This is a genomic window from Pseudomonas sp. S2_B07 (assembly GCF_054668435.1).
Genome location: NZ_CP162769.1, coordinates 6,396,455 through 6,421,519 on the forward strand (window position 1 = coordinate 6,396,455; position 25,065 = coordinate 6,421,519).

The 25,065-nt window shown below is 58.6% G+C and carries 22 protein-coding genes and 1 pseudogene; 12 read left to right on the plus strand and 11 right to left on the minus strand.

Going from position 1 to position 25,065, the window contains the following annotated elements; translation table 11 throughout:
* The first annotated feature begins 269 nt into the window (after positions 1–269).
* Complete coding sequence (locus tag AB4N43_RS29400) at positions 270–629, plus strand: DUF6124 family protein (protein ID WP_027923584.1); 360 nt, start codon at positions 270–272, stop codon at positions 627–629.
* A 140-nt stretch (positions 630–769) separates the two neighbouring features.
* On the opposite strand, the gene AB4N43_RS29405 is transcribed toward AB4N43_RS29400, so the two are convergent.
* Together AB4N43_RS29405 and AB4N43_RS29410 are read right to left on the minus strand one after the other, a co-directional pair.
* Entirely contained in the window at positions 770–2,287 is a 1,518-nt protein-coding gene (locus tag AB4N43_RS29405) for a DUF2235 domain-containing protein (protein WP_460152586.1), read from the minus strand.
* 177 nt (positions 2,288–2,464) lie between these two features.
* A complete protein-coding gene (locus AB4N43_RS29410) occupies positions 2,465–3,391 on the minus strand; it encodes a universal stress protein (RefSeq protein ID WP_194940227.1) in 927 nt (308 codons plus the stop codon).
* Positions 3,392–3,764: 373 nt separating this feature from the next.
* On the opposite strand from AB4N43_RS29410, the gene AB4N43_RS29415 reads away from it, so the two are divergent.
* Positions 3,765–3,980, plus strand: coding sequence for a hypothetical protein (locus AB4N43_RS29415; RefSeq protein ID WP_059182774.1), 216 nt, complete (start codon positions 3,765–3,767; stop codon positions 3,978–3,980).
* A 47-nt stretch (positions 3,981–4,027) separates the two neighbouring features.
* Here AB4N43_RS29415 and AB4N43_RS29420 read toward each other — a convergent pair whose 3' ends face one another.
* Positions 4,028–4,930, minus strand: a complete 903-nt coding sequence (locus AB4N43_RS29420; protein WP_194940226.1) for a diguanylate cyclase domain-containing protein — start codon at positions 4,928–4,930, stop codon at positions 4,028–4,030.
* 157 nt (positions 4,931–5,087) lie between these two features.
* Here AB4N43_RS29420 and AB4N43_RS29425 point away from each other — a divergent pair, with 157 nt between their 5' ends.
* Complete coding sequence (locus AB4N43_RS29425) at positions 5,088–6,011, plus strand: universal stress protein (RefSeq protein ID WP_027923590.1); 924 nt, start codon at positions 5,088–5,090, stop codon at positions 6,009–6,011.
* Between the two features lie 53 nt (positions 6,012–6,064).
* On the opposite strand, the gene AB4N43_RS29430 is transcribed toward AB4N43_RS29425, so the two are convergent.
* Entirely contained in the window at positions 6,065–6,628 is a 564-nt protein-coding gene (locus AB4N43_RS29430) for a GNAT family N-acetyltransferase (RefSeq protein WP_027923591.1), read from the minus strand.
* Between the two features lie 223 nt (positions 6,629–6,851).
* Here AB4N43_RS29430 and AB4N43_RS29435 point away from each other — a divergent pair.
* Positions 6,852–7,761, plus strand: a pseudogene (locus tag AB4N43_RS29435) (universal stress protein).
* Here the strand turns inward: AB4N43_RS29435 and AB4N43_RS29440 are convergent.
* Positions 7,751–8,734, minus strand: coding sequence for a zinc-dependent alcohol dehydrogenase family protein (locus AB4N43_RS29440; RefSeq protein ID WP_460152589.1), 984 nt, complete (start codon positions 8,732–8,734; stop codon positions 7,751–7,753). The pseudogene AB4N43_RS29435 and the gene AB4N43_RS29440 overlap by 11 nt on opposite strands.
* Positions 8,735–8,758: 24 nt before the next feature.
* Positions 8,759–9,502, minus strand: coding sequence for a fumarate/nitrate reduction transcriptional regulator Fnr (gene fnr / locus AB4N43_RS29445; RefSeq protein ID WP_027923594.1), 744 nt, complete (start codon positions 9,500–9,502; stop codon positions 8,759–8,761).
* A gap of 259 nt (positions 9,503–9,761) precedes the next feature.
* Between fnr and AB4N43_RS29450 the strand changes: the two genes are divergently transcribed.
* Both AB4N43_RS29450 and AB4N43_RS29455 read left to right on the plus strand, forming a co-directional pair.
* Complete coding sequence (locus AB4N43_RS29450; protein ID WP_460152591.1) at positions 9,762–12,137, plus strand: phosphoketolase family protein; 2,376 nt, start codon at positions 9,762–9,764, stop codon at positions 12,135–12,137.
* Positions 12,138–12,292: 155 nt separating this feature from the next.
* Positions 12,293–13,177 (plus strand): universal stress protein, encoded by an 885-nt coding sequence (locus tag AB4N43_RS29455; RefSeq protein ID WP_460152593.1) that lies wholly within the window; start codon positions 12,293–12,295, stop codon positions 13,175–13,177.
* Positions 13,178–13,242: 65 nt separating this feature from the next.
* Here AB4N43_RS29455 and AB4N43_RS29460 read toward each other — a convergent pair whose 3' ends face one another.
* Positions 13,243–13,668 carry a potassium channel family protein gene (locus AB4N43_RS29460; protein WP_027923597.1) on the minus strand — a complete coding sequence of 142 codons (426 nt, stop codon included), beginning with the start codon at positions 13,666–13,668 and terminating at the stop codon, positions 13,243–13,245.
* Positions 13,669–13,734: 66 nt separating this feature from the next.
* A complete protein-coding gene (gene ftsH / locus AB4N43_RS29465; protein WP_460152595.1) occupies positions 13,735–15,573 on the minus strand; it encodes an ATP-dependent zinc metalloprotease FtsH in 1,839 nt (612 codons plus the stop codon).
* Between the two features lie 371 nt (positions 15,574–15,944).
* On the opposite strand from ftsH, the gene AB4N43_RS29470 reads away from it, so the two are divergent.
* From AB4N43_RS29470 to AB4N43_RS29485, 4 genes are all read left to right on the plus strand, one after another.
* Entirely contained in the window at positions 15,945–16,178 is a 234-nt protein-coding gene (locus tag AB4N43_RS29470; protein WP_027923599.1) for an Lpp/OprI family alanine-zipper lipoprotein, read from the plus strand.
* Between the two features lie 79 nt (positions 16,179–16,257).
* Positions 16,258–17,178, plus strand: a complete 921-nt coding sequence (locus AB4N43_RS29475) for a universal stress protein (protein WP_460154241.1) — start codon at positions 16,258–16,260, stop codon at positions 17,176–17,178.
* A 14-nt stretch (positions 17,179–17,192) separates the two neighbouring features.
* The gene (locus AB4N43_RS29480) at positions 17,193–18,581 is read left to right on the plus strand and encodes an MBL fold metallo-hydrolase RNA specificity domain-containing protein (protein ID WP_228758760.1); all 1,389 of its coding nucleotides are present in this window, start codon (positions 17,193–17,195) and stop codon (positions 18,579–18,581) included.
* Positions 18,582–19,209: 628 nt separating this feature from the next.
* The gene (locus tag AB4N43_RS29485; RefSeq protein WP_027923602.1) at positions 19,210–20,613 is read left to right on the plus strand and encodes an MFS transporter; all 1,404 of its coding nucleotides are present in this window, start codon (positions 19,210–19,212) and stop codon (positions 20,611–20,613) included.
* A gap of 275 nt (positions 20,614–20,888) precedes the next feature.
* Here the strand turns inward: AB4N43_RS29485 and AB4N43_RS29490 are convergent, their stop codons facing one another.
* The gene (locus AB4N43_RS29490) at positions 20,889–21,908 is read right to left on the minus strand and encodes an AbrB family transcriptional regulator (protein WP_027923603.1); all 1,020 of its coding nucleotides are present in this window, start codon (positions 21,906–21,908) and stop codon (positions 20,889–20,891) included.
* Positions 21,909–22,110: 202 nt separating this feature from the next.
* Between AB4N43_RS29490 and AB4N43_RS29495 the strand changes: the two genes are divergently transcribed.
* Together AB4N43_RS29495 and AB4N43_RS29500 are read left to right on the plus strand one after the other, a co-directional pair.
* Positions 22,111–23,109: a bile acid:sodium symporter family protein gene (locus tag AB4N43_RS29495; protein ID WP_460152598.1), complete on the plus strand. Its 999-nt coding sequence runs from the start codon at positions 22,111–22,113 to the stop codon at positions 23,107–23,109.
* A gap of 34 nt (positions 23,110–23,143) precedes the next feature.
* Positions 23,144–23,635: a metallophosphoesterase family protein gene (locus AB4N43_RS29500; protein ID WP_059182780.1), complete on the plus strand. Its 492-nt coding sequence runs from the start codon at positions 23,144–23,146 to the stop codon at positions 23,633–23,635.
* 1 nt (position 23,636) lies between these two features.
* Here AB4N43_RS29500 and AB4N43_RS29505 read toward each other — a convergent pair whose 3' ends face one another.
* Together AB4N43_RS29505 and AB4N43_RS29510 are read right to left on the minus strand one after the other, a co-directional pair.
* Entirely contained in the window at positions 23,637–23,939 is a 303-nt protein-coding gene (locus tag AB4N43_RS29505; protein WP_460152600.1) for a phage infection protein, read from the minus strand.
* Between the two features lie 161 nt (positions 23,940–24,100).
* Entirely contained in the window at positions 24,101–24,841 is a 741-nt protein-coding gene (locus tag AB4N43_RS29510) for a response regulator (RefSeq protein WP_027923605.1), read from the minus strand.
* Between the last annotated feature and the right edge of the window lie 224 nt (positions 24,842–25,065).

Below are 25,065 nucleotides of genomic sequence, written 5' to 3' on the forward strand. Positions count from 1 at the left end.
GCGCTTTTGGGCCTCTCGGTAACTTGACTCGTGTCACTGCCCATCAGTGATCGGGTTTCGCAGCCCGGGTAATCTCTAGACGCACAACGTCTACGTCCATGACCAGATGCTTCGTCAGGTCTGTCCCTCATGTCATGGCGGCTGTGCGTGGGAGACCTTCGGGTCTGCCGGGTTCCTAGAGTCCTGGTCTGCGAACCCGCGTACAGTTGCCACCTTATTTTTCGTTTCGCAGCGAATCGTGGCAGCTCCATTTCTCTAGGAGTTTCACCATGTTCAAGGTAACCCCCAATCCACCAGACACCGATCCAGTGTCCCCGTACGAACCCGATTCAAAAAAGCTCAACGAGGCCGCCGAACGCGCCCTCAACGTCCACTTCCCGTCCAACGCCGACATCAAAGCCACCCCGCGAACACGCAGCACGCTATTTTCCGTGGACCCGAAAGCCACAGCCGAAACCCTGGCGGTTTTTTTGGTCGAGACACTGGCTTCGCTTGATGTGATGGTCCACCACTTGGTGGATCATCTGGAGGGGGAGGCGCGCTACGCGCTGCTGGGCATTTCCAACAGCATCATGGTGGCAGAGATCACGGCGAATGGAGTGCTGGATAAGATTGAGCCAGCTGTGTGACCGCTGTTTTGTGACGAAGGAACTTGCCACAGGTTATTCGTTGTTTCAGCAGGGTGTGCAGTCAGAAGCCCCGTCCCCTCTGAGGGGGCGGGGCTTCATGCATTTCACCCCCTCGCAATAACCCGGTGATCAGCCATGGACTACTGAATCGTCAACGCCACATGCCCCTTGTTATTCCCATAGCAATTCCACGCGTCATTGGCATAGGCATAGAGATACCCGGAGCGCTTCGGCGTGTACGTGCAGCCGTGGCCGATGAGGAAGGTTTCCGGTTTCAACAGGACGCCTTTGGCGTCGACACCCTCGCTGTTGGCGATTGCGCCGACGAGACTGAACCAAGGGTAATTCTCGTGGCGGCGGGTGAAGTAAAAGTTTGCGTCGCTGTTGTTGAACAGCTTGCTGTACCAGGTTTCCAGTTTGCCCAATGCCGCGCCGGCCACGTAGGCCAGTTCGCTGGGTTGAAAATGCTTGCTCACTGGCCCGGCCGGGTCGCAAACGATCGAGGCGTCCAGCCACTCACCGCTGGCGCTAAAGGTGTACGTGGTGCCAGCGTTGAGCCACAGGCCGGTTTCGTTCCACGGTTGGCGGGCGGAGATGTCCAGTACCAGCGGGTTAGGCGGTGCCAGCAAGCGTGCTTTGCGGTAGGGCGATTGGGTGATGGGGGGGACTTTCTGCCGGTCCAGTGCTGATGTGTGGAACAACGTCTGTTGTGAGCTCATGTCGGCCACGCTGCGGGGTTGAGTCGGCAGCACAGTGAACACGCCATCACAGGAGTCGTGCAGGGTGTCGTAGAGGTCTGGCTTGATCTGCTTGACAATATTGGGGTCAAAAATCAGTCCGGCCGCGCTCGCCTCATCAATCATCCACTTCAACGCGCCATTGGCCAGGCCGCAGTTCTGGTAGCCACCGCCGACGTCTGAATGCACGCCGGGGAACCAGATTTGCTGGAGGTCGGTGCCCGTCGGCGGCTTGCTCCACAGCGTCGGCTGGAACGAGGCGCGGCGTTCGTCCATCGCCAACGCGTGGCGGGCGTACTTGACCGAGGGGTGCAGCGTGGTGTCGTGGAAGGTGTAGCGTTCGCGATTGTCGAGCAGATTGAGCAATGCCATGTCGTCGGGGATGCCCAGCGCACCGACGGTGTCCCAGACCCCAATGAAACGAATGGGGATCGAATTGCCAGCCTTGTTGTGGAACTGCCAACCTTGCGCATCCCAGTCTTTGCGCTCCTCGGTTTTACGCCGGTAGCCGTAGGTGAGCAGGGTCTGGATGCGCGTCCAGACCTCGGCGGGTGGTAACCCGACGATCTGCAACAGCCCGCAGCGGCCAATGAACCCGGCAAGGCTGCGCACCGTGTAAGCGCCGCGGCTGAAGCCGAACAGGAAGATGTTGTCGCCGGGCTGGTAGCAGTAACAGAGCTTCTGGTAGGCGCTCATGATGTTGTCATCAAGGCCGGCACCGGTGCCGCCGCCGACGGCTTTATCCCACCAACTGCCATTGGTGCCGACACCGGGGTGATAGTAGGTGGTTTGTGCTACGCCCTTGGCGTTGTCAGCTACGGCGTTGTAAAGCCGCACCACGTTGGTGGGGGCGGGGATGCCTTGGTCGAGTTGGTCGGGGGTGTTCCAGGTGCCGTCGCAGCAAATCACCAGATTAGTCATGGCAAATCCTTTTTCCCGGCTAGCAGGTGCCGGTTGACGAAGCCCGACGGCGGGTTTGGCTGCAGACTGCTGGCCAGTATCAGGCGTGTCGGGGGGAAAGGGCAGCAAACAAGATTCAAGATCAGCACCGCTTGGGCGTCAAGCGGTGCCAGCCTAAAACGCGGCAACAACCCTGCCTCAGTCCTCCAGCGTCTCTGGCGAAACGACCCACACGCTACACGGCATTTTGTACAGCAGGTGTTCCACCGTACTGCCGACCAATCGCTCAATGCCACGATGACCGACCCGGCCCATCACGATGACGTCGATGCTATAAGCATCGGCATAACTGGAGAGGACCTTGGCCGGGTCGCCCATGATCATGTGCTGACGCTCCGGCGGGATGCCATTGCGATCAGCCAGATCGCGGAAAGTCTGGCCCTGTGCATCGAACAGTGATTTGGCTTTGCCTGATGAGAAAAACGCCGAGGCATTATCAAAGCCGAATTCGTTAGCGCTGATGGAGGAAAGGTCATGGGCATAGATCACATCGAGCTCAGCGTTACAGATGCTCGCCAGTTTCGAGGCTTCGCGCAGAATCCTGTCGTTGAAACCCACGTATTGACCGTCACGATGGAACGGGTCGACCGCGACGAGGATTCTTCGCGGCAGCGCGTGCTGCACATTGCTGACAAAATGCAGCGGCACCGGGCATTCGCGCAGCAGATGGATATCCAGTGGCGTGAACATCAGGCGTGACAGCAGCGATTCATGCTCCAGCGCCTTGATCAGTACCGCCATCGGCTGTTCTTTGAGGTGAATGAGGATTTCTTTCAGAGGTTTTTCTACCCAGACCACCTCCGTGGTGACGTGCACGCCGATTTTACGCAAGGGCCGGGCTTGGTCTTCGAGCCATTGGCGATGACGCTCGACATAGCCCAGGCGCATCTGCTCCAGCGCTTGTTCGTTGACCAGACCGGCGGTCGCCAGTCCCTCCAGGTAGTCGAACGCCACGATATGCAAGGCGGCCCCCGCAGCCTTGGCCAATGCTGCGGCCCGGTCGAAAGCGGGGCTGTTTTCCATCAGCGGCGAAACGACCAGCATGAAACGTGATTGCTCAGACATGACAATTCTCCCGTAGGTCATCGCAGAAACCCTTGCACTCAATGTCGACCGTGCGTTTGGGCCGTAAGGCCTGGTTCTTATCCTGCTGCTGGAGAGGGGGGTGGGTTTGATCTTTGTCAAAGAGACGGTTGACCGGTTTCAGCGCCTGACGCGCGGTCAATCACAGGCGGCCTCTCACAAAGTATTGACCATTATCAATTTCTGTCCTGCCACCTCGGCGCAGTCTTGGGGCAGTGCCCAATTCCATCGGACATGGCCAGAGGCATCCGTCATGGCCATGAGTGACGTGCGCACCCGGGAGTCGGGTGTGCAGAACATTGTGTAAAAACCGTGATGAGGGATGGGTGATTCTCGAGGTCGACGGGAGGTGTTTATGATCATTGCGATTACAGAAAAACGGACGACCCATCGTTGGGTCGTGCAGCTGGATAACCTGGAAGTGAACTTCAACCGCCAAGAGGAAGCTCAGGCGTTCGTTGGTCAACTCAAGGCACGGATCAACGCGCCGCATAAATGGCCAGACACCGCTGCCCAACAGGTATTTATACGGGAGGCACGGGGTAGCCATTTGGCGGCGACCATTGAGTAGTCCTGGCGCTGTTCACCCGTGGGCAGACAACTTGTTGTCTTGAATGTTTAAACAGAGGACGGGATCAGGCCACTGAAGCGACAGGCATTACCGCCGTTTTTTTTTGCGTGGTACATCGCGTTGTCGGCTTGCTCAAGCAATGCCTCGGCGCTGACACCATCAGCGGGAAACAGGCTGATGCCGACGCTAATGCGCGTTTCTATATGATGTTTATCGATCATGAAGGGCTGATCAATCGCGGCAATCAGATTATTGGCCAAGGCCTCGATCTGGTCCCGTTGATCCACACCCGTGATCAGAATCGCAAACTCGTCGCCGCTCAAGCGGGAGACGACATCGGACCTGCGCACGGACCGGCCCAGGCGTTCGGCAACCGCTATAAGCAGCTTGTCGCCACAGCCGTGTCCCAACGTGTCGTTGATGGACTTGAAGCGATCCAGATCGATAAACATCAGTGCCAGCGACTGTTGGAATGTCGTGGCGTGTTCCATCGCCTGTTCAAGCAGATTCAGAAACAATCTGCGGTTAGGCAACCCGGTCAAGGTGTCGTGAAACGCCAGTTGCTGCATATTCGCGCGTTCCTCATCCCTCACTTTGAAGTTGTGCAAAATGGCGATGAAGTGCGTCACCACCCCCTGATCGTCAATCACTGGGGTGATGACCTGATTGACAGTGCAATGACCTCCGTCCTTGCGTCGCTCGACCATCTCTCCCTGCCAGGTCAGCCCCGCCAGGATCGTCAGCCACAGGTCCCGATAAAAGGTGGTGCTTTGTCGTCCCGAAGAAAGCAGGTGCGGGGTTTTCCCGACCAGCTCGGGCTTTGAATAGCCACTCAAGAGGCAGAACGCCTTATTGATCCAGACGATGCAGCCCGTGCGCTCGGTGATCAATACCGGATTTGTCGCAGCGTCCAATGCTCTTACCAACAACTGCTGGTCATATTCGATCATTGCCCCCTCCGATACCGCCATTGATGCGTTAAGCCCCAATTCAGGGTAGGCCGAAGGGAAAGGGGGGCGGTTGATCAAGATCAAGTCAGCCGCGGCAGGAACGCTCAATCTGGATGCCTGTTATCTCTATCCTGATGGCCGTGTGCCGAGGTGCCCCATGTCGCAGACTCAGCGTTTACTGTTAATTGCCCCCCCAGCCATGACCCGTACACCGGCTTTCGACCGTGCCGCCGCGCTGGCACTGGCCATGCAATTGCCGTTGCACATCGTCGCGTTCGATTATTTGCAAGCTTTGGCGGTGGCCGGTCTGTTTGCCTCTGAGCAAATGAGTCTCGCCCGTGATGGTTATCTGCAAAGCCATCGGCAATGGCTCGCGGAGCAAGCCGCGTCGATGAGCCAACAGGGCGTGGAGGTCACCAGTGAGGTGGTGTGGGTACAGCACCCTTATGAGGAGGTTTTGCACTACGTCAACGAGATGCCACTGGTACTGATTATCAAGGATGCCCAGGAAGAGTCGGCATTGAAGCGCGTGTTTTTCACGCCACTGGATTGGCAGCTTCTGCGCGATTGTCCGGCGCCGGTGCATCTGGTGACCAATGCCGTTCATCCACGCCCCCGCAATGTGCTGGCGATCATCGATGTCTTGCGCAGTGAAGACCAGGACCATGTATTTAATGACCAGATCATTGACGCAGCCGCCAAGCTTGCCGCCCTGTGTGATGCCCGGCTTGATCTGGTGCATGTGTACGACTGGACGGCAATCTATGCCCAGGACATTGGCTTTGGCGCACTGCCCATGGCCACGGGGATCTATGAAGCCCTGGGGGCGGCGCAGCACGAAGCGTTTGCAGCCATCGCCGAGCGACATGGCGTGCCACCGCAGGATCGGCATTTCATCGAGGGGTCACCGCTGACGAGTATTTGTGATTTTGTCGCCGAGCATCATACGGACATCATTGTCATGGGGACGGTGCAGCATTATGGGTTGAACAAATTGTTGGGGACTACCGCCGAACAGCTCTTGCACCGGGCCCCCTGCAGTGTGCTGGCGATAAAACCGGGCAGGGCGTTGCAATCCTGAGTGCCAAAGCGCCCCACGATGTGCCGTTGGCCTGCACATCGTGGGGCGCTTGTTTACAAGCAGAGGCGGTGAATCACCTGACGGGCGTCATCGGGGTCATTGTGTGTATCGAAGCCCAGTGTCCGGGCCAGGTCGCGCATCGATGTATTGCTGGCGGCGTCCACCGAATACATCTGGCGAAAGCCGTTTTTGCGCGCCGTCTTGATCAGATGCTCCATCAGCAACGTCCCCAGCCCCAGGTGCTTCCAGTCGTCGGCGACCGTCACGGCGCATTCACATTCATGCTCATCGGTGGCAGCGTAACGGCTGATACCGATCTCGATCAATTGGCCGTTTTCGTGAACCAGCGCGATGTAGGCGACGCGCTTTTTGTTATCGGTGTCCATCAACTGATCGAGCATCGCAGCGCCGGGCTCGTTGATCTGTGCGAGAAAACGCATGTGCCGGGATTCGGGCGACAGTCGCTTGATAAACGCGTATTCACGGTCGCGGTCTTTTTCTGCCAGCGGCCGGATCAATACATGCCGGCCGTCCTTGAGCGCTTCGATCCAGTATTGCCCGAGGACCGCAGCGTAAGCCGCTGCAGCCCGTTCGTTGTGGTCTTTGACGGTAAGCATGGGGAGATCCTCCATCCGGTTTGTACAGTGTGCGCGCGGTGACGAACCGCACGGCTCATTCCTTTCTACGCCGTTGGCAGCGGTCAAACCTGATCTGGATCAGATGCCCGTAATGTGGGGCGCTGATTGACGTGTGTTTGATGTAAATCAACGGGAAGGAGGGTGCCGAGCGCAGTCTTGGAGCAACCGGCGCTTAACGACCGGAGTCGAGCGGAGGTGTGTGATGGGTCAATTTCATCGTTTGCTGCTGATTGCCGACCAAACCCTGCATCAATCTCCCGCCTTGCTGCGCGCCGTCGCGCTGGCCAAGGTGAGCGGGGCGGCGCTGGATGTGCGGGCCTTTGTCGAGCCGGCGCCGATCGTGCATTTGTGGGAAGAGAAAACGGACGACGCCGGGTATCAGCGCTACTTGCGCCGCTATCGTCGCTGGGTGGCGGATGAGGTGGAGCAGCTGGGTGGCCAAGGGCTGGATGTCACGGTGGAAGTGATCTTCACGACCCATCCATTGCTGGATATCCTGAAAACGGTTGAAGAACTCAAACCCGACCTGGTGATCAAGGATGTCATCCTGGAGCCGGTGCTCAAGCGAGTGTTCATTACTCCACTCGATTGTCATCTACTGCGCGAATGCCCGGTTCCCGTGCACCTGGTCAATCAGGTTCGTTACAGCTTGCCGCACCGGGTCGTGGCCGCTGTGGACCCGTTTGATCCCTCGACTCAAATCAGCGGACTGAACGACACCATCATCCAGACGGCCAATGCCCTGGCCCTGCAATGCGACGCCCCGTTGCACCTGCTATATGCCTACGATTTGTCGCCCGCCTTCAATGGTGATGCGCCACTGTCCGGGGGGCTGGGGTGTGGACTACATCGAGGAACTGCGTGAATCCTTGCACCTGGCGTTTGTCACCCTGGCGGATCGCTACGGCGTGCCGCCTGAGCGGCGGCATTTCGTGATGGGCCTGCCGGTGCCGGTGATCAGTGAATTTGTCGAGCAATACCTGGCGGATGTGGTGGTGATGGGCACTGTGCACCGAGTGGGGATTGACCGCTTGATCGGCAGTAACACCGAACGGGCGCTGTATTCGGTGCCGGGCAGCATTCTGGCGGTCCGGCAGGGCGTCAAGGTGTGAGCACGATGGCGCCATTGAACTGACCGGCCCGCAAGCATTCCAGTGCCTGGTTGGCATCGTCCAGGGCAAAGCGGGTGACGTCGCAATGCACGGACGTGTGTTGCAACTCCTGAAAAAATGCCGTGCCGTCGTCGCGGGTCAGGTTGGCTACTGAGCGAATGCTGCGTTCGCCCCACAGCAGACGATAGGGGAACGCCGGGATGTCGCTCATGTGAATACCGGCGCATATCACGCATCCGCCCTTGATGGTCGTGGCCAGGGCCAGCGGCACCAGCGCACCGACAGGCGCAAAAATCAGGCTGGCATCGAGCAAGTGCGGCGGTGGTTGATCCGATGCCCCCGCCCACTCGGCACCCAAGGATCGGGCATAGTCCTGGCCTTCGTGGTCATCTGGTCGAGTGAAGGCATACACCTTCTGCCCTCGGCCTCGCGCCACCTGGATTGCCAGATGCGCTGCCGCCCCGAAACCATAAAGGCCCAGGTGCCGTGCTCCTTTTGCCATCTGTAACGCCCGAAAGCCGATTAGCCCGGCACACAGCAGCGGTGCCGCTTGAATGTCCGAGAGACTGTCGGGAATCGGGAAGCAGAAACGCCTGTCGGCGACGGTGTATTCGGCGTAACCACCGTCCAGATGACATCCGGTGAATTGCGCCTTATCGCAAAGATTTTCCTGGCCTGAGGTGCAGAACGCACACTGACCACACGTCCAGCCAAGCCACGGTACGCCCACCCGCTTGCCGATCCAGTCGGACGCGACGTCAGCGCCCACTGCAGTGACTTCACCGACGATTTCATGACCCGGCACCCGCGGCAGTATTGCTTGCGGTAATTCCCCGTCGACCAGATGCAGATCGGTGCGGCAGACCCCGCAAGCCAGGACTTTGATTAATAGTTGGTGGGCGGCGGGTATCGGGATGGGGCGGTCTTCCCGTTGCAAGGGCGCGCCGGCAACCTGTAGCACCATGGCACGCATGATGTTTCTCCAGACGTGCAAGTGTCAGCGCTGGGGACGGTGACAACCGGCGACGAGTTGCTTGAGCCCTTCCAGGTCCAGGATCTTTACCTCTCGGCCGGCGATTTCCACCAAACCTTGATCCCGAAGGTGAGCAATGCCCCGGCAGATGGTTTCCAGCCGCAACCCCAGGTAGGAGCCGATTTCTTCGCGGCGCATTTTCAGAACGAAGTCCCTGGATGAATAGCCACGGATACTGAAGCGCTGCGACAGGTTCAGTAAAAAGGCTGCCAGCCGCTCATCCGAGTTCATGTTGCCCATCAGCATCAGCATGGAGTGATCACGCACGATTTCACGGCTCAGCAGCCTGTTGAGGTTGTGCTGCAGCGACGGCAGGTTTTGGGCGAGTTTCTCTAGCTGCGCAAAGTGGATGGGACACACTTCGCTGTCCTCGAGGGCAAACGCATTACAGGCGTGTTCGTCGGCACTGATGGCATCCAGACCGAGCATCTCGCCCGGAATGTGAAAGCCAGTGACCTGTTCACGCCCATCCACTGACAGCATGCTGGTCTTGAATGAGCCGATGCGGACCGCGTAAAGCGAAAGCAGGGGATCTCCCGTGCGGTACAACGCTGTCCCCTTTTTTACCTTGAAACGTTGCACGATCAGGGTATCAAGGCGTTCGACTTCCGGGCCGCTCAAACCGATTGGCAGACACAGCTCCAGCACACTGCAGTTGGAGCACGCTGCCTTGAGGTGATGAATTTGAAGTGGGCGGGTTTCAGGCATGGGGAACGACGCCATCTGGGTGGGGTGCATTAAGCATAGGTGGTGCTGCCCCGCACGCGCATTTCATTGCGGGGTATGGCGGGGTATTCGACGAATGGGGAATGCCCCGCGCGGATTGGGAGCCGAGATACAGGGGGCCCTCCGGCACCTTGACTGGCGCCGCCACTTTGAAACTTGATGTAAATCAAGTCCTGAGCGTTTCAGGCACCCAGAATCGACCCATGACAATCGGCAGGTCCGACGATGGGCGGGGAACTTCATGAGTAATTTTCTGAATGATGAGCAACTGGAAGGGCTGGACGCCTACTGGCGGGCTTCCAATTACCTGGCTGTCGGGCAGATCTACCTCAAAGATAACCCCTTGCTCAAGGTGCCCCTGACCCTGGCACACATCAAACCTCGGTTGCTGGGCCATTGGGGGACAACACCGGGGCTTAACCTGATCTACACCCACCTTAACCGCCTGATCAACCAGTACGACCTGAACATGCTTTTTGTCGCAGGTCCCGGACACGGTGGGCCTGCGGTTGTTGCGCAGACCTATCTGGAGGGGACCTACACCGAATTCCGTCCATCGGTGGAGCGCAATACCAACGGCCTGATTCGTCTGTTTCGGCAGTTTTCCTGGCCGTACGGGATCTCCAGCCATGTGTCGGCACAGATCCCGGGCTCGATCCATGAAGGTGGCGAACTGGGTTATTGCCTGGCCCACGCTTACGGCGCCGCCTTCGACAACCCTGAACTGATCGTTGCTTGCGTGATCGGAGACGGCGAAGCGGAAACCGGTACGCTGGCGGCCAGCTGGCACTCCAACAAGTTCCTCAACCCCGCACGTGACGGGGCGGTGTTGCCGATCCTGCACCTCAATGGCTACAAAATCGCCAACCCCACGGTGCTGTCCAGAATCAGTGAAGATGAACTGTCAGCCCTGATGTATGGCTATGGCTACGATCCTTATTTCGTTGAGGGCGATGATCCGGCGCAGGTGCATCAGGCCCTGGCCCGGACGCTGGATACGATGGTGCTGAAAATCCGCGAGATTCAGCGCGAGGCGCGCCAGACTCGGCAATCCGGAGCGCCAGAACGGCCGCTTTGGCCCATGTTGGTGTTGCGCACCCCCAAAGGCTGGACCGGCCCGAAATTCGTCGATGGCCTTCACGTCGAAGGCACCTGGCGTGCGCATCAGGTGCCTCTGGCCGATTTCCAGCAGCCGATTCATCTGCGGCAACTGGAGGAATGGCTCAACAGCTACCGCCCGGATGAACTGTTTGATGCCAATGGCGCCTTGCAGCCCGAAATCGCTGCACTGGCTCCCACCGGCCACCGACGCATGAGTGCCAATCCCCACGCCAACGGTGGCTTGCTGTTGCGGGCGCTGGACCTGCCGCAGTTCACCGACTATGCGGTGAAGCTCGAGGAGCCTGGCAGCCGGCGCGCGGAGGCCACGCGGGTACTGGGCACGTTTTTGCGCGATGTGATGAAAAACAACCTGTTAACGAAAAACTTTCGTTTGTTCGGCCCGGATGAAACGGCCTCGAACCGACTGGATGCGGTCTACGAGGTCAGCGCCAAAGCCTGGATGGAACCGCTGGAACCAGACGATGTGAACCTGTCGGTCGATGGCCGGGTCATGGAGATCCTCAGCGAGCAGGTGTGCGAGGGCTGGCTCGAAGGCTATTTGCTGACAGGTCGCCATGGTTTGCTGTCCTGTTACGAGGCGTTCATCCATATCGTCGATTCGATGGTCAATCAGCATGCCAAATGGCTGAAAACCGCTGCCGAAGTGCCATGGCGCAAACCCATTGCTTCGCTCAATTACTTGCTGACGTCCCATGTCTGGCGTCAGGACCATAACGGCTTCTCCCACCAGGATCCGGGGTTCATCGATCTGGTGGCGAATAAAAAGTCAGACGTGGTGCGGATCTACCTGCCGCCCGATGCCAATTGCCTGTTGTCGGTGGCTGACCACTGCCTGAAAAGCCGCAATTACATCAACGTCATCGTCGCCGGCAAACAACCGGAGTGGCAGTGGCTGGATATTGATGCGGCCATCCGACATTGCCAGACGGGGATCGGCCGTTGGGACTGGGCATGCCGGGATGATCAGGACCCGGACGTGGTGATGGCCTGCGCCGGTGACGTGCCGACCCTGGAAACCCTGGCGGCAGTCACCTTGTTGCGCGAGTACGTTCCGGATTTGCGCGTCAGGGTGATCAATGTGGTCGACCTGATGGTGCTGCAGCCTTCCTTCCAGCATCCCCATGGTTTGCCGGACACGGCGTTTGATGAGCTGTTTACGGTCGATAAACCGGTGATTTTCGCCTTCCACGGGTACCCCGCGCTGATCCACCGCCTGCTGTACAAACGCACTAATCATGACAATTTCCACGTCCGTGGCTTCAAGGAGGAGGGCGCGACCACGACGCCGTTCGACATGGCCGTGATCAATAACCTGGACCGTTATCAACTGGCGCTGGACGTCATCGAGCGAGTTCCCCGTCTGCATGATCAACTGCAAAACGCGCGGTCGCGATACTGGTCGACGATGGAAAAACACAAGCTCTACCTCATCGAGCACGGGCAAGACATGCCCGAGGTGCTGAATTGGCAGTGGACGCCTGTGGCCGATGGTTGAGGTGGGGGAGCTGATCTAAATCAAGGTCACGCAGGTGCCGCAGGAGGACTCTAAAGTCACGCTGGCGCCTGATCCAGCGAAACGCCACCGCGAGCCTGGGCAGCAGGCAGCAGGCAGCAAGCGACGTTCAACCCCCACCTGACTGGAGGCAGATCATGAGCCAGTATCAACGGTTGTTACTGATCATCAACCCGGCCCTGCGCCATTCCCAGGCAATCCATCATGCCGCAGCACTGGCCAAGGCCAGCCATGCGAATTTGCATATTGCCGCCTTGATTGCTCCGTGGAAAATGTTGTCACTGCTCGAGGAAGGCGACCGGAAAATGGCTCGGGAGCGGTATCTGCAGGACCATCAAGACTGGCTGAAGGAGCAGGCAAGAAACCTGCGTGACCGGGGGATCAATGTGACCACCGAGGTGGCATGGGCGGATGACTTGCCGCAAGACATTCTCGATCACGTTTCGGACATGCAGCCCGACCTGCTGATCAAGGAGGTTCAGCATGAATCGGTGCTCAAACGTGCTTTTTTCACGCCTCTGGACTGGCATCTGCTGCGTCACTGCCCGGTACCGGTTTATCTGGTGGGCGGGAGCGGCTTTGTCTTGCCACGCAGGGTTGTGGCGGCGGTCGAAGTGTCGGAAACCGAGTCTCCCGACGACGAGCTCAATGACCGGATCATCCAGCAAGCCAGCGGCCTCGCCATACAGTGTGATGCCGAGTTGCATTTGCTGTACGCCTGCGATATTTCCGCCGCCTTCCTGGCAGACATGGATGGCCTGACGCTGGCTGACCTGACCAAAGCGCTGCGCAGTGACCTGGAGAAGTCATTCCTCAAGTTGGCCGGTCGGTATGGGGTGGCCTCTGATCGTCGACATTTCATTTTAGGAAACCCCGTCAAAGCATTGAGCGAGTTTGCCTTCGATCATCAAGTGGATGTGATTGTGATGGGCAAAGTCCAGTCCCATGGAATGGGTAAGCTTCTGGGCAGCACAACCGAGCATATTTTGTATCAGGTGCCTTGCAGCGTCTTGGCGGTCTGAAGAGGGCGGGGCGGTCAGACCCGACTGACCGGTGGGCGTGACAGAGAGCGCGAGGTCGGCGTTTGCTATTTGCGCTTCCAGTATTTCTGCATTTCAAGAAACAGAAACGAGGCCGTCCAGGTGATGAGTACCAGGCCGGTCAAGGCTTGCAGGCCGGTCAGGTATTTGAGATTGCCCACGGGCGAAATATCGCCGAACCCGATCGTCGTATAGGTCGTGAAGGAAAAATAGACGCAGTCCAGCAGAGAACCATCAAAGTTGCCTGTCAGGCCGCCCCATTCGCCGGAACGCACCATCAGGTAATAGACCAGCGCGAAGCACCAGACTTCCAGCGCATGGGCCAGCAGCGCGCCGAACACCCCGACAACAATCCTGAAGCGGCTCCAAAGCTTGAGCCGGGGCAGCCAATCGTTCAGGCGTAGCAGGCATTCGTAATGAATCACCACGACAACGATGACCACCAGTGTATTGATCAAGGTAACGGCCAGCATGGCAAACCTCCGGTGGCAGCGTAGGTGTGAAGGACTGCGCCAAAGGGGGGCGACAAGGGACGTTCCTCAGGCAGGTGCCACGTTCGGTTGTGTCGGGGCCTGGGCGGGTTTGATCGGCATCAGTGGTGGATATTCTTGCGGCGTCAGGGTTTCTTTTTCCAGCAGCAGGCGTGCACCGGCATCCAGATCAGCCCGCCGACTGTGGAGTAAGGCTTTCGCCCGTCCATAAGCTTCATCGAGCAGGGCACGAATACCCAGGTCAACTTCCCTGGCGGTCTGTTCTGAATAGTCTCGCTCGCCGCCGCCCATATGTTCGCCCAGATACGTCGCGCTTTGCCGCTCCAGCACCGACTGCCCAAGTTCGTCGCTCATGCCAAACCGGGTGATCAATTGCCGGGCGATATCAGTGGCACGGGCCAGGTCATCGGCCGCCCCGGTAGAAATCTGGCCATAAGCAAGGTATTCGGCGGCGCGTCCGGCCATCAGGACGACAATCCGGTCCTTGAGCATCTGGCAGCTGATGAGGAAGTGATCTTCGGTCGGTCGTTGCAACGTATAGCCCAGGGAACCGATGGCGCGAGGCACGATTGATACTTTGTGAACGGGGTCCATGGCCGGCAGGCTACTGGCAGCCAGGGCATGCCCCATCTCGTGATACGCCACCACCTGGCGCTCCTCGGGGCGTAGCAGGCTGCTCTTGCGTTCAACCCCCGCGATGATACGTTCCACCGCGGCAGTGAAATCGTCCAGGTTGACCGACTCCGCGCCGCGGCGAGTGGCGACGATGGCCGCTTCGTTGACCAGGTTGGCCAGGTCCGCGCCCGTGAAGCCCGTGGTGATGTCGGCAATACGCTCGCCATCCAGGCCCGGCTCTGTGGTGATCTTTTGCAGGTGGACCTTGAGGATCGCTTGCCGGCCTTTTCGGTCCGGGCGATCAATCAGCACCTGACGGTCGATTCGGCCGGCTCGCAGCAGCGCCGGGTCGAGGATCTCTGGCCGATTGGTCGCGGCCAGCAATACAACGCCCTCACGAGGATCGAATCCGTCCAGTTCCGCGAGTAATTGGTTGAGGGTTTGCTCTTTTTCGTCATTGCCGCCAAATGCACCAACGCCCCGCATTTTGCCCAGCGCATCCAGTTCGTCGATGAAGATGATGCAGGGCGCCGCCTCCCGCGCTTGTTCAAACAGGTCGTGCACCCGTGCGGCTCCCACCCCGACGAACATTTCGACGAACTCCGACCCCGAGATCGAGAAAAACGGCACACCGGCTTCCCCGGCGATCGCTTTGGCGACCAGGGTCTTGCCGGTTCCCGGCGGACCGACCAACAGGGTGCCTTTGGGGATGTGCGCCCCCAAGCGTGCGTATTTGGCCTTGTCCTTGAGAAAAGAAACGATTTCCACCAGTTCGGTCTTGGCTTCATCGATACCCGCCACATCGGCGAAGGTCACTCCGGTATCGCGCTGGACGAACACCTTGGCCCGCGACTTTCCGATGCTCATCAACCCTCCCATTCCTTGTTTTTCCGCCATTGAGCGAAACAGGAAATGCCAGACCACCATGATGAGGGCGAACGGCAGCAGCCAGCCCAGCAGGCCGCTCAGAAAGGTATTTTCGTTGACTCCGGCAAAGCTGGCACCCGAATGGGCAAGCTCCGCCGCCAGCGCCGGATCGACCCGTTCCGTCGAGAACAAGGAGTGCCCTTCGATAGGCTCTTGCAGTTTGCCGCTGATCTGACCTGCTTCGACCTTTAAGTCGCTGACCTTTTGCTCCTTCAGCAATTGCAGGAACTGGCTGTAGGGAATGTTCTGCACAACGTGACGATCGACAAACAGTAACTGAGTGAGGGTGAACACGACAAACGCGATCAGGAAGTAGGAGAGGTTCCACTGGTGTGTTTTTTTCATGACGTTCACTCAGCAAGAAGACAGGGGCAGGGCCGCCAGTCTTGAGTCGCCCGGAGGGCAACTTCCCTATTGGCGGCGTTGATTTCAGGCTTGAACTCAAGTGCTTCCAGGATGGTTTTACGCCAACTCAAGTTGCTCATGACAGCGCCCTCTGTTTCAGGTGCGGCCTTTAAGCCGCCTGGACCCGGTTCACTTTTTCTACGCCCCGGCGGCATAAAAACATTGAGTTAAATCAACAAGGCTTCAGTGAGCCACTCACTCACTGTCAGCGAGCTATAAGTTGACAAAAATCAGAGTGCGCAAGCGCTGGCGTCCGATACTTTGGCAATCCAGGTGAAGTACACCGCTGCGATAAACCGAGGGGAAAAGTCATGAGCAAGCGCTTGTCCTTTGTACTACTGAGTATCTTGTTGGCAACGACCGCCGGTTGCAGTCATCGGCACGCTCAGGAAATTGACGCGCGATTGGAGGCCGCTGAAAACAACGCCGCGACCGCTCGGCTGCGGGCCGATGAGGCGTACAACAAAGCGGAGCAAGCACAACGGGCTGCCGATGAGGCCAACCAGCGCGCCAATCGAATAACCGATAAAGCGAAACTTAAATAATCAGCCATGGCAGGAAGCCTCAGGCTGGACGGCGGGCTGGCCGTCAGTCAGGTAAAGCGCTCGCGGGACGAGGTCTATGATGCTCAAACTTAAACGTATCCTGTTGATTGCCCCTTGCGAAATGATCCGCACCCCGGCGTTTGATCGCGCGCATGCGCTGGCCTGTGCCACGGGGGCGCTGTTGCACATCGTCGCATTCGATTATGTGCAGGTGCTGGCGGTGGCCGGGTTGTTTGATCACGATGCAATGGCTCAGGCGCGGGAGGGCTACCTGCAGGTGCACCGACACTGGCTGGAGCAACAAGCCCGGTTTCATCAATGCATCGGTATGCAGGTCACCACCGAAGTCGTCTGGTCCAGGTCCACCCCTGCGCACATAGTGGAATACGTCAATGACTTCCATGCGGACCTGGTCATCAAGGACGCCACGCATGTGCCGGTACTCGACCGCGCGTTCCACCGGCCCCTTGACTGGCTGTTGCTGCGCGACTGTCCGGCGACCTTGCATCTGGTCAGCGACGCAAAAAATTCCAAGCCGATGAGCATTCTTGCGGCAGTCGATTTGTCCCATCTCGAAGAGCTGAGCCACGGGCTTAATGACCGGATTCTCGATCTGGCCTCGACAGTGGCGGCCTCCTGTGGCGCCGACTTGCACGTACTCAACGTCAGCAACTGGTCGGTGGTGGGGGATACCGAGAGAAGTGTGCCGACACTGAGCCTGGAGAACAGTTTGAGCGATGCGATCAATGATGCTCAGCAAGAGGCCTTTGATGCGCTTGCCGAACGTTATTGCATCGACAAGAAACGCCGACATCTGCTGAAGGGCATCCCTCACAAGGTGATCGTGAAGTTTGCTCGACAACAGGCTTTTGACTTGGTGGTGCTGGGTACCGCCTATCATCACGGGATCGACCGGTTCATCGGCGGTACCGTCGAGAGTGTGCTGAACAAGGCGCCGTGCAGCTTGATGATCGTCAAGCCATCGCGCCCCCATGGATGATCAAGGAGACGGCCATGCGAATGACATTTCTCGGTGCGGCAGGCACGGTCACAGGCAGCAAATACCTGTTGGAACACAGGGACCAGCATGTGCTGATCGATTGCGGCCTGTTTCAGGGCTACAAGCAACTGCGATTGCATAACTGGGACCCTTTTCAGCTGCCGGTCCGCGATCTCGACGCCATTGTGCTGACTCATGCTCATCTTGATCACAGCGGCTACTTGCCGGTGCTGGTGCGCAACGGTTATCGCGGGCCGGTTTATGCCACGGCGGCGACTTGTGAGCTGGTGAAAATCCTGCTGCGAGACAGTGGTCGCTTACAGGAAGAGGAAGCCGAGTTTGCCAATCGGCATGGCTACTCCAAACACGCACCGGCGCTACCGCTTTACACCGAACAAGACGCTGAACGGGCGCTGAAGCTGTTGCGACCCCTGGAGTTGCATCACCCGGTGAACATTGTGCCCGGCATGAGCATTAAGTTGCGCGGCGCCGGGCACATACTGGGCGCCGCCACCGTCGAAGTGGTGGCCGATGGCGTAACGCTGGTGTTTTCCGGGGATTTGGGGCGGCCGAACGACCCGCTGATGTTCGCGCCGGAAACCATCGAACAAGCTGATTTCTTGCTCATTGAGTCAACCTACGGTGACCGTCTGCACCCTGACGAGCCTCCGGAGAAAAAACTGGCCGAGGTCATCAATCGCACGGCCATGCGTTATGGCATCACGCTGGTGCCATCGTTTGCTGTCGGGCGTGCTCAATTGCTGATGTATTACTTGTATCGGCTGAAACAGACGCATGCCATTCCAGACCTGCCGATCTACCTCAACAGCCCTATGGCGACAGATGTCACGCGCTTGTACCAGCGCTTTCGCAGTGAGCATCGGCTGTCGCTGGAGGACTGCGAAGGCATGTGCCTGGGCACACACTTTGTGCGGTCGACTCGTGACTCTATTAATTTGGATCAGCAGCGCACCCCGGCGGTGATTATCGCCGCCAGCGGCATGGCGACAGGAGGGCGGGTGCTGCACCACCTCAAAGCATTGGCGCCGAATCCGCTGAATACCCTGTTGGTCCCAGGCTTCCAGGCAGGAGGCACTCGCGGTGCGCAGATCGTCGCCGGTGCGCCGTCGGTGCGCATCCACGGTAAAGACGTGCCCATCCGGGCGGAGGTGGTGCCCATGGAAACGTTGTCCGCGCACGCCGACGCTGATGAAATCATCCAGTGGTTGCGCGGGTTCAAACGACCGCCGAAGCATACTTATGTGGTACATGGCGAGCCCAACGCCGCGGATGTATTGCGCCGACGCATCAGTCTGGAACTGGGGTGGTCAGTGTCCGTGCCCGAGTACCGCGACAGTGTCGAACTGACCCTTGACGATCAGCCATCAAGCCTGCCTCTCTGACTTAAAACGCCTCGCCGATGTCCCGGCGAGGCGCATCGTCCTGAATACATGCGTCGTCGTACAACATCGACGGATGACTTCAGTCCCCGCGTGTCACTAATATCGCCCGACGAACAACAAGCCGTGAAGCCCATCGCCAGAGCGTTCAGCGATGATTTGGCTATTAAACGGGGGTGATTCTCTAGACCAACGGCAATTTTTCAGATTGACAGCGTCGTATGGGACTCGATATAAAAGGCACAGTTGTACGACGACAGACGATTAGCGATCTGTTCATCCTAAAAATAAGAAAGAGTGTCGGCCCATCATGAATTCAACCTGCGTCCTCACCTCGCTGAATGCCGCTGCTTCCGGTTCGTTCCTGACGCTTTACCCGTCTGCGCCATCTCGCCCGTCACAGGCGACTGTCCCGCCAAACGCTTCCTCGCATCACTTCATGCCCGGCTTGCGCCATTGAGATCGCGCTACGCGTGAGTTAACCGATAGCGCAAAACGGCTAATCGCAAGACACGGCTGAACCTGACCAGCCTTGGCGCGGATTCCTCGCGTTTTGGCGATGCTCTACGACACAATTGATCTCGCTTGAAACCGAGAGATCATCACCATAATCCAATAATAAAGTGATGCCATGAATCTGAACGAGCCCATCAATGCGCAACGCGTCGGCCAGGCGGTCGGCAAATACCGCTGGACGATCTGTGCACTGTTGTTTTTTGCCACGACCGTCAACTATCTGGACCGCCAGGTACTCAGTCTTTTAGCGCCGCAGCTGTCGACGCAATTTGGCTGGAGTAACACCGACTACGCCAACATCGCCTCGGTTTTCCAGTTTGTGTATGCGATTTCCATGTTGTTCGCCGGCCGCTTCGTCGACAAGATCGGCACCAAGAAAGCGTACATGTTAGCGATTGGCATCTGGTCCACCGGTGCGGTGATGCACGCCTTTGCAGTGCCAATGGGTGAGGGCATCGGCTTCCTGAGCAGTGCGCTCGGGCTGGCTGTCATTCCGGTGTCCATTGCCGGTTTCATGTTGTCGCGGGCGGTTCTGGCGATTGGTGAGGCGGGTAACTTCCCGATTGCGATCAAGGCCACTGCGGAATACTTCCCGAAGAAGGAACGCTCGTTCGCCACCGGCATCTTCAACTCCGGCGCCAACGTCGGCGCGATCCTGGCGCCGATCTGCGTGCCATTGATTGCCGGCATTTGGGGCTGGGAAGCAGCGTTCATCGTGATTGGCCTGTTGGGCTTCGTCTGGGTCGCTGTCTGGATCGCACTCTACGAGAAACCGGAGCAGCAAAAACGTCTGTCGGCCGAGGAACTGGCCTACATTCGTGCCGATGAACCGGTGCAAGTGGTCACCCCGCAAGTGTCGGGTGTCGCTGCCAAAAAAGTATCGTGGTTCAAACTGCTGACCTACCGCCAGACCTGGGCGTTTGCCTTCGGCAAGTTCATGACGGACGGCGTGTGGTGGTTCTTCCTGTTCTGGCTGCCAACCTATCTGTCGGCGCAATATGAGATGAAGGGCGCGGCCATCGTTGCACCGCTCGCCGTGTTGTACAGCATGACGATGATCGGCAGCATCGGCGGCGGCTGGTTCCCGAGCTACTTCATGGCGCGCGGCGACAAGCCGTATGACGGTCGTATGAAAGCCATGCTGGTGATCGCGTTGTTCCCGTTGGTCGTGTTGTTGGCGCAGCCATTGGGTTACATCAGTTTCTGGGTGCCGGTGTTGTTGATTGGTGTAGGCGCGTCGGCGCATCAGGCGTGGTCGTGCAATATCTTCACGACCGTGTCTGACATGTTCCCGCAAAAAACCATTGCGTCGGTGGTCGGTATTGGCGGCATGGCGGGTGGTCTGGGCGGTGTGGTGATGACGAAGATCGGTGGTTACGTGTTCGACTACTACAAATCGATCAACGACATTCACACCGGCTACATGATCATGTTCGCGATCTGCTCGCTGGCCTATCTGGTGGCCTGGAGCGTGATGAAGGCGCTGGTGCCACGCCACAAGGAAATCACTGACCTGTAAAACGGCGGTCCATGCAGTAAAAGCCCCGTCCCACATCAGTGGGGCGGGGCTTTTTCGTTTCGGGCATCTGATCCGTATTTTCCTGGTCCATCTGCCTCTGTAATGCACTCAGTTGCAGGCTCACAATGACGGCCTACCGCGAATTCACAATGTTGGAGGCTCCAATGGGCAAGATGGCAATTTTCCTCGGTGGTTTTCTGGTGTTGACCATTCTGATTGGCGCACTGGCCACCATCTCTCCGACTTAATCCTTTGCTCTGATACGCGACTGCCGGTCAAACATCCTCCCGCCAGCGCCGCGCCTGCACCACCAGTGCAGGCGCAAAGTGCAGCACCACCATGCGCACCAGGTGATGGGTGAGGATGAACACGACATTCAGCCCGCCGCTGAAGGCGACGAGGGCGATGGTCTCGATGGCGCCCGGCATGTACGCCAGCCATAGCGACAAGGGATTGCTGCCCAAAAACTGCCCGGCGACGCCGGCAAATGCGGCAGCGATCAGCAGCATCAGGCCGACCGACATCACGGCGGTACGGCCGTGATGCAGGAGTTCGCCGAAAGAGATGTCCTTGAATTTCGAACCAATCAGCGCGCCGAGCAGCACGGTCGCAAAGTCGACACTCCATGACGGCATGTGAAAGCCCTGCAAGTAACCGGACTTGAGGTAGACGCCAGTGAGCACGATGGCCGTGAGCATGAACGGTGCCGGCACGCCGATGTTCAGCAGCAAGCGACCGAGCAACAGGCACAAGGCGATCAGCGACAGCAGGGGCAGTGCCATGCTCATGTCTTGCAGGTTGCTGTCGGCCATCGCCAGGTGGGTCTGTCCGGGAATGCAGAAGCTGACGAGAAGGGTGATGGCGAGCAGTCGCACCAGATGCACGACAATCACTTTGCTGGACGCGCGTTCGGATTCGAGCAAGTCGAATATCGCAGCAAGTGCGCCGGGGTAGACCGCCAGCAGCGAATCCTTGCGGTTCCATCCGGCGATTTTCAGCAGCGCCAGGCCGGCCACCGAGCTTTGCACCATCAGGCAAAACAGCATCAAACCGAGGCTGGGGAGCATGGCCGCGACGGTGTGGCTGTCCCACGCGGTAAACATCAGGCCGGTCGCGATTCCCAGTACGATCTGCACGTAGCCGAGGCCGAAACGCAGGGTAGGGGAGAAGTGCAGACGACTGGCGATCAATGCCGTTGCCAGAATCGACCCCAGCAACAGGCCATGGGGAATGCCCGCGTATTGCAAGGCACCGCCGACGCCGGTGGCGATCAGTAAACAGAACAGGGTTTTCATGAGTCTTCCTTGATCGTGAATGACCGACACTTCCATTCGGGCCCGGCATGTTTTCCCACTGAATGGCACCAGGCGTCAAGAACGCAGGTTGACTCGTCAGGCATGTCCGTTAGGCGACATCTCCTGGCTTACTAGCGTTAGTCGGTAATCCGCAGAAGCGTTAGAGTCGAGATCACGTTCCTGGCAAACCCGGATGCCCTCGATGACGCGCCCTCGCTTCCTACCCGACAACTTCACCCTGACTCTGATCGGCGTCGTGCTGCTCGCCAGTTTTTTGCCCGCCAGCGGTCAGGTCGCGGTGGGCTTTGGCTGGATGACCAACATCGCCATCGCGCTGCTGTTTTTCCTGCATGGCGCCAAACTGTCACGCGAGTCGATCATCGCCGGCGCCGGCCACTGGCGCCTGCATTTGCTGGTGTTCAGCCTGACCTTTGTGCTGTTTCCGCTGCTCGGCCTGGCGCTCAAACCGGTGCTGTCGCCCCTGATCGGTGACGACCTGTACATGGGCATGCTCTACCTCTGCGCGCTGCCGGCCACGGTGCAGTCGGCCATTGCGTTTACCTCCCTGGCGCGGGGGAATATTCCGGCGGCGATTTGCAGTGCGGCGGCGTCCAGTCTGTTCGGGATCTTTATCACGCCATTGTTGGTGACGCTGCTGCTGAATGTGCATGGCGACAGCGGCTCGACGCTCGGTGCGATTGTGAAGATCAGCGTGCAACTGCTGCTGCCGTTCATTGCCGGGCAGATTGCGCGGCGCTGGATCGGTGCTTGGGTCGGGCGCAACAAGGGTTGGCTGAAGTTCGTCGATCAGGGTTCGATTCTGTTGGTGGTCTTCGGCGCGTTCAGTGAAGCGGTGAACGAGGGCATCTGGCAGCAGATCCCACTGTGGGAACTGGCCGGGCTGGTGGTGGCGTGCTGCGTGTTGCTGGGGCTGGTGTTGGTGGCCTCGACGGTGCTGGGCAAAGCCTTTGGTTTCAATGTGGAAGACCGCATCACCATCCTCTTCTGCGGCTCGAAGAAAAGCCTGGCCACCGGCGTGCCGATGGCCCAAGTGCTGTTCGCCGGCAGCACCATCGGCGTGTTGATCCTGCCGTTGATGCTGTTCCATCAGATTCAGTTGATGGTCTGTGCGGTGCTGGCCCAGCGCTACGCCAAACGCCAGGAATCGGTTGCCGAACTGATGGCACAAGTAGATCCTTGAACGCCTGAGTTCCAAGCGTCGTCTGGAGTTGTGCATGAAGGTTGGCGTGATCTCCGATACCCATGGCTTGCTCCGCGCCGAAGCGGTGGCGGCGCTGGAGGGCTGTGAGCGGATCATCCACGCGGGTGACATCGGCAGCCGCGATATTCTCGATCAACTGGCATCCATTGCTCCGCTGCAGGTGGTGCGCGGGAACAATGACCTGACCGAGCCTTGGGCGGCAGATCTCGAGGATCTGCTGCGCTTTGAACTGAACGGATGGGGCACGTTGCTGGTGCATGACATCGCCGATGTTCCGGCGTTGCTCGATGCTGACATCAAACTGGTGATCACTGGCCATTCGCACCAACCGCGCATCGAATGGCGCGACGATACGCTATTCCTCAACCCCGGCAGCGCGGGGCGGCGGCGCTTCAAGCTGCCGGTGACGCTGGCGTTGATTGAGGTGCTGGAGAGCTCGATGGAACCGCGGCTGGTCTCGTTACTGGACACCACTCAATCAAACTGCAGGGGATCTCTATTGTGACTCAATACCGCTGATATTTCGAACCGAACTCAGGGCGGTTCTCCGCCACCACCACACCAGCGCGAACGGCGTTGTTCGGACTGATCAGCGCCACGCGTTCACGCAGTTCTTGCAGCCGATCCGCGCCGCCTTCAACGACACGATTTTCGATCAATCGATCCGAACCACCTTCCACCAACCGTTGCTGATGCTGACTGTGGGACACGGCATGGGCGGTGTTCGCCGATGCCAGGTTAGACAGACCGAGACCACCGACCAGTGCCAGACCGAGTGCCAGGGACGAGACTTTCGAAAAGTTGAACATGGGTGATTCTCCGTGCGTTTAGTGTGAGTGGGGCGGTAGCGGCTGCTATCCGGTGATCACAGTTAAACGCTCGGGTGTATCGGTGATGTGTGCTGTAACCCGTCGAAATCGGGGTTTGCGTATCTGTCGCGGGTTCTTATACAGACGGATACAAAACCCCATCAGGATTCGGCGCCGAGCAACTCCACCGGGTAGGAGAACACGTAGCCTTCGCTGCGCACGGTCTTTATATAGGTCGGTTCGCGCGAGTCATCAAGCAAGCGTTGGCGCAAGCGGCTCACCAGCAAATCGATGGAGCGATCGAACAGGTCGGCATCACGGCCTTGAGTCAGGTTGAGCAACTGGTCGCGGCTGAGTACCCGTTGCGGGTGATCGAGAAACACGCGCAGCAACCGGTATTCCGCGCCACTGAGGGCGACCATGGTGTCGTTTTCATCCAGTAAGTGGCGAGCCGTGGTGTCGAGACGCCAGCGGCCGAAACCGAGCAGACGACCGGTTTCGGTGATCAGCAGGTTCGGTGGCAGCATCCGTGTACGGCGCAATACCGCGTTGATCCGCGCGAGCAATTCGCGGGCGGCGAAGGGTTTGGTCAGGTAATCGTCTGCGCCCATTTCCAGGCCGAGGATGCGATCGGTTTCGTCATTACGAGCGGTGAGCATCAGGATCGGCGTGGCTTTGTGCTTGCCGGCGCGCAATTCACGGCACAGCACCAGGCCGTCATCGCCGGGCATCATCAGGTCCAGCACGATCAGGTCGACCTGATTGGTTTCCAGAAAATGGCGCATCTGCCGGCCATCCGCAACCACCGTGGTCCGCAGGCCGTTCTTCTTCAGGTAATTGCCCACCAGCTCGCGGATCTCGCGATCGTCATCGACGATCAGGATGTGGTTCACATGCTCCATTGCTCAACCCTCTTTTTATTCGATTCGGAGAATTGTATCGCACTGTATCGCAGGCGCTGTTTGACACCTTACGCCTTAATAACGCGGTGTTGACGACACATGGCAGATACCTGCGGGCGATTAAATGGCTTCCATCGAGACAAGACGACTTGCCTCACCGCCACCGACTATCGTCACCGCGAGTGCGGCAATCAGGGCGGTTGATCCATCCACTGAGTCGTGCA

Excerpts from the sequence above, each read along its gene's own strand:
- AB4N43_RS29400 (WP_027923584.1), top strand. The coding sequence starts at position 270 with ATGTTCAAGGTAACCCCCAATCCACCAGACACCGATCCAGTGTCCCCG.
- AB4N43_RS29405 (WP_460152586.1), bottom strand. The coding sequence starts at position 2,287 with ATGACTAATCTGGTGATTTGCTGCGACGGCACCTGGAACACCCCCGAC.
- AB4N43_RS29410 (WP_194940227.1), bottom strand. The coding sequence starts at position 3,391 with ATGTCTGAGCAATCACGTTTCATGCTGGTCGTTTCGCCGCTGATGGAA.
- AB4N43_RS29415 (WP_059182774.1), top strand. The coding sequence starts at position 3,765 with ATGATCATTGCGATTACAGAAAAACGGACGACCCATCGTTGGGTCGTG.
- AB4N43_RS29420 (WP_194940226.1), bottom strand. The coding sequence starts at position 4,930 with ATGATCGAATATGACCAGCAGTTGTTGGTAAGAGCATTGGACGCTGCG.
- AB4N43_RS29425 (WP_027923590.1), top strand. The coding sequence starts at position 5,088 with ATGTCGCAGACTCAGCGTTTACTGTTAATTGCCCCCCCAGCCATGACC.
- AB4N43_RS29430 (WP_027923591.1), bottom strand. The coding sequence starts at position 6,628 with ATGCTTACCGTCAAAGACCACAACGAACGGGCTGCAGCGGCTTACGCT.
- AB4N43_RS29440 (WP_460152589.1), bottom strand. The coding sequence starts at position 8,734 with ATGCGTGCCATGGTGCTACAGGTTGCCGGCGCGCCCTTGCAACGGGAA.
- fnr (WP_027923594.1), bottom strand. The coding sequence starts at position 9,502 with ATGCCTGAAACCCGCCCACTTCAAATTCATCACCTCAAGGCAGCGTGC.
- AB4N43_RS29450 (WP_460152591.1), top strand. The coding sequence starts at position 9,762 with ATGAGTAATTTTCTGAATGATGAGCAACTGGAAGGGCTGGACGCCTAC.
- AB4N43_RS29455 (WP_460152593.1), top strand. The coding sequence starts at position 12,293 with ATGAGCCAGTATCAACGGTTGTTACTGATCATCAACCCGGCCCTGCGC.
- AB4N43_RS29460 (WP_027923597.1), bottom strand. The coding sequence starts at position 13,668 with ATGCTGGCCGTTACCTTGATCAATACACTGGTGGTCATCGTTGTCGTG.
- ftsH (WP_460152595.1), bottom strand. The coding sequence starts at position 15,573 with ATGAAAAAAACACACCAGTGGAACCTCTCCTACTTCCTGATCGCGTTT.
- AB4N43_RS29470 (WP_027923599.1), top strand. The coding sequence starts at position 15,945 with ATGAGCAAGCGCTTGTCCTTTGTACTACTGAGTATCTTGTTGGCAACG.
- AB4N43_RS29475 (WP_460154241.1), top strand. The coding sequence starts at position 16,258 with ATGCTCAAACTTAAACGTATCCTGTTGATTGCCCCTTGCGAAATGATC.
- AB4N43_RS29480 (WP_228758760.1), top strand. The coding sequence starts at position 17,193 with ATGCGAATGACATTTCTCGGTGCGGCAGGCACGGTCACAGGCAGCAAA.
- AB4N43_RS29485 (WP_027923602.1), top strand. The coding sequence starts at position 19,210 with ATGAATCTGAACGAGCCCATCAATGCGCAACGCGTCGGCCAGGCGGTC.
- AB4N43_RS29490 (WP_027923603.1), bottom strand. The coding sequence starts at position 21,908 with ATGAAAACCCTGTTCTGTTTACTGATCGCCACCGGCGTCGGCGGTGCC.
- AB4N43_RS29495 (WP_460152598.1), top strand. The coding sequence starts at position 22,111 with ATGACGCGCCCTCGCTTCCTACCCGACAACTTCACCCTGACTCTGATC.
- AB4N43_RS29500 (WP_059182780.1), top strand. The coding sequence starts at position 23,144 with ATGAAGGTTGGCGTGATCTCCGATACCCATGGCTTGCTCCGCGCCGAA.
- AB4N43_RS29505 (WP_460152600.1), bottom strand. The coding sequence starts at position 23,939 with ATGTTCAACTTTTCGAAAGTCTCGTCCCTGGCACTCGGTCTGGCACTG.
- AB4N43_RS29510 (WP_027923605.1), bottom strand. The coding sequence starts at position 24,841 with ATGGAGCATGTGAACCACATCCTGATCGTCGATGACGATCGCGAGATC.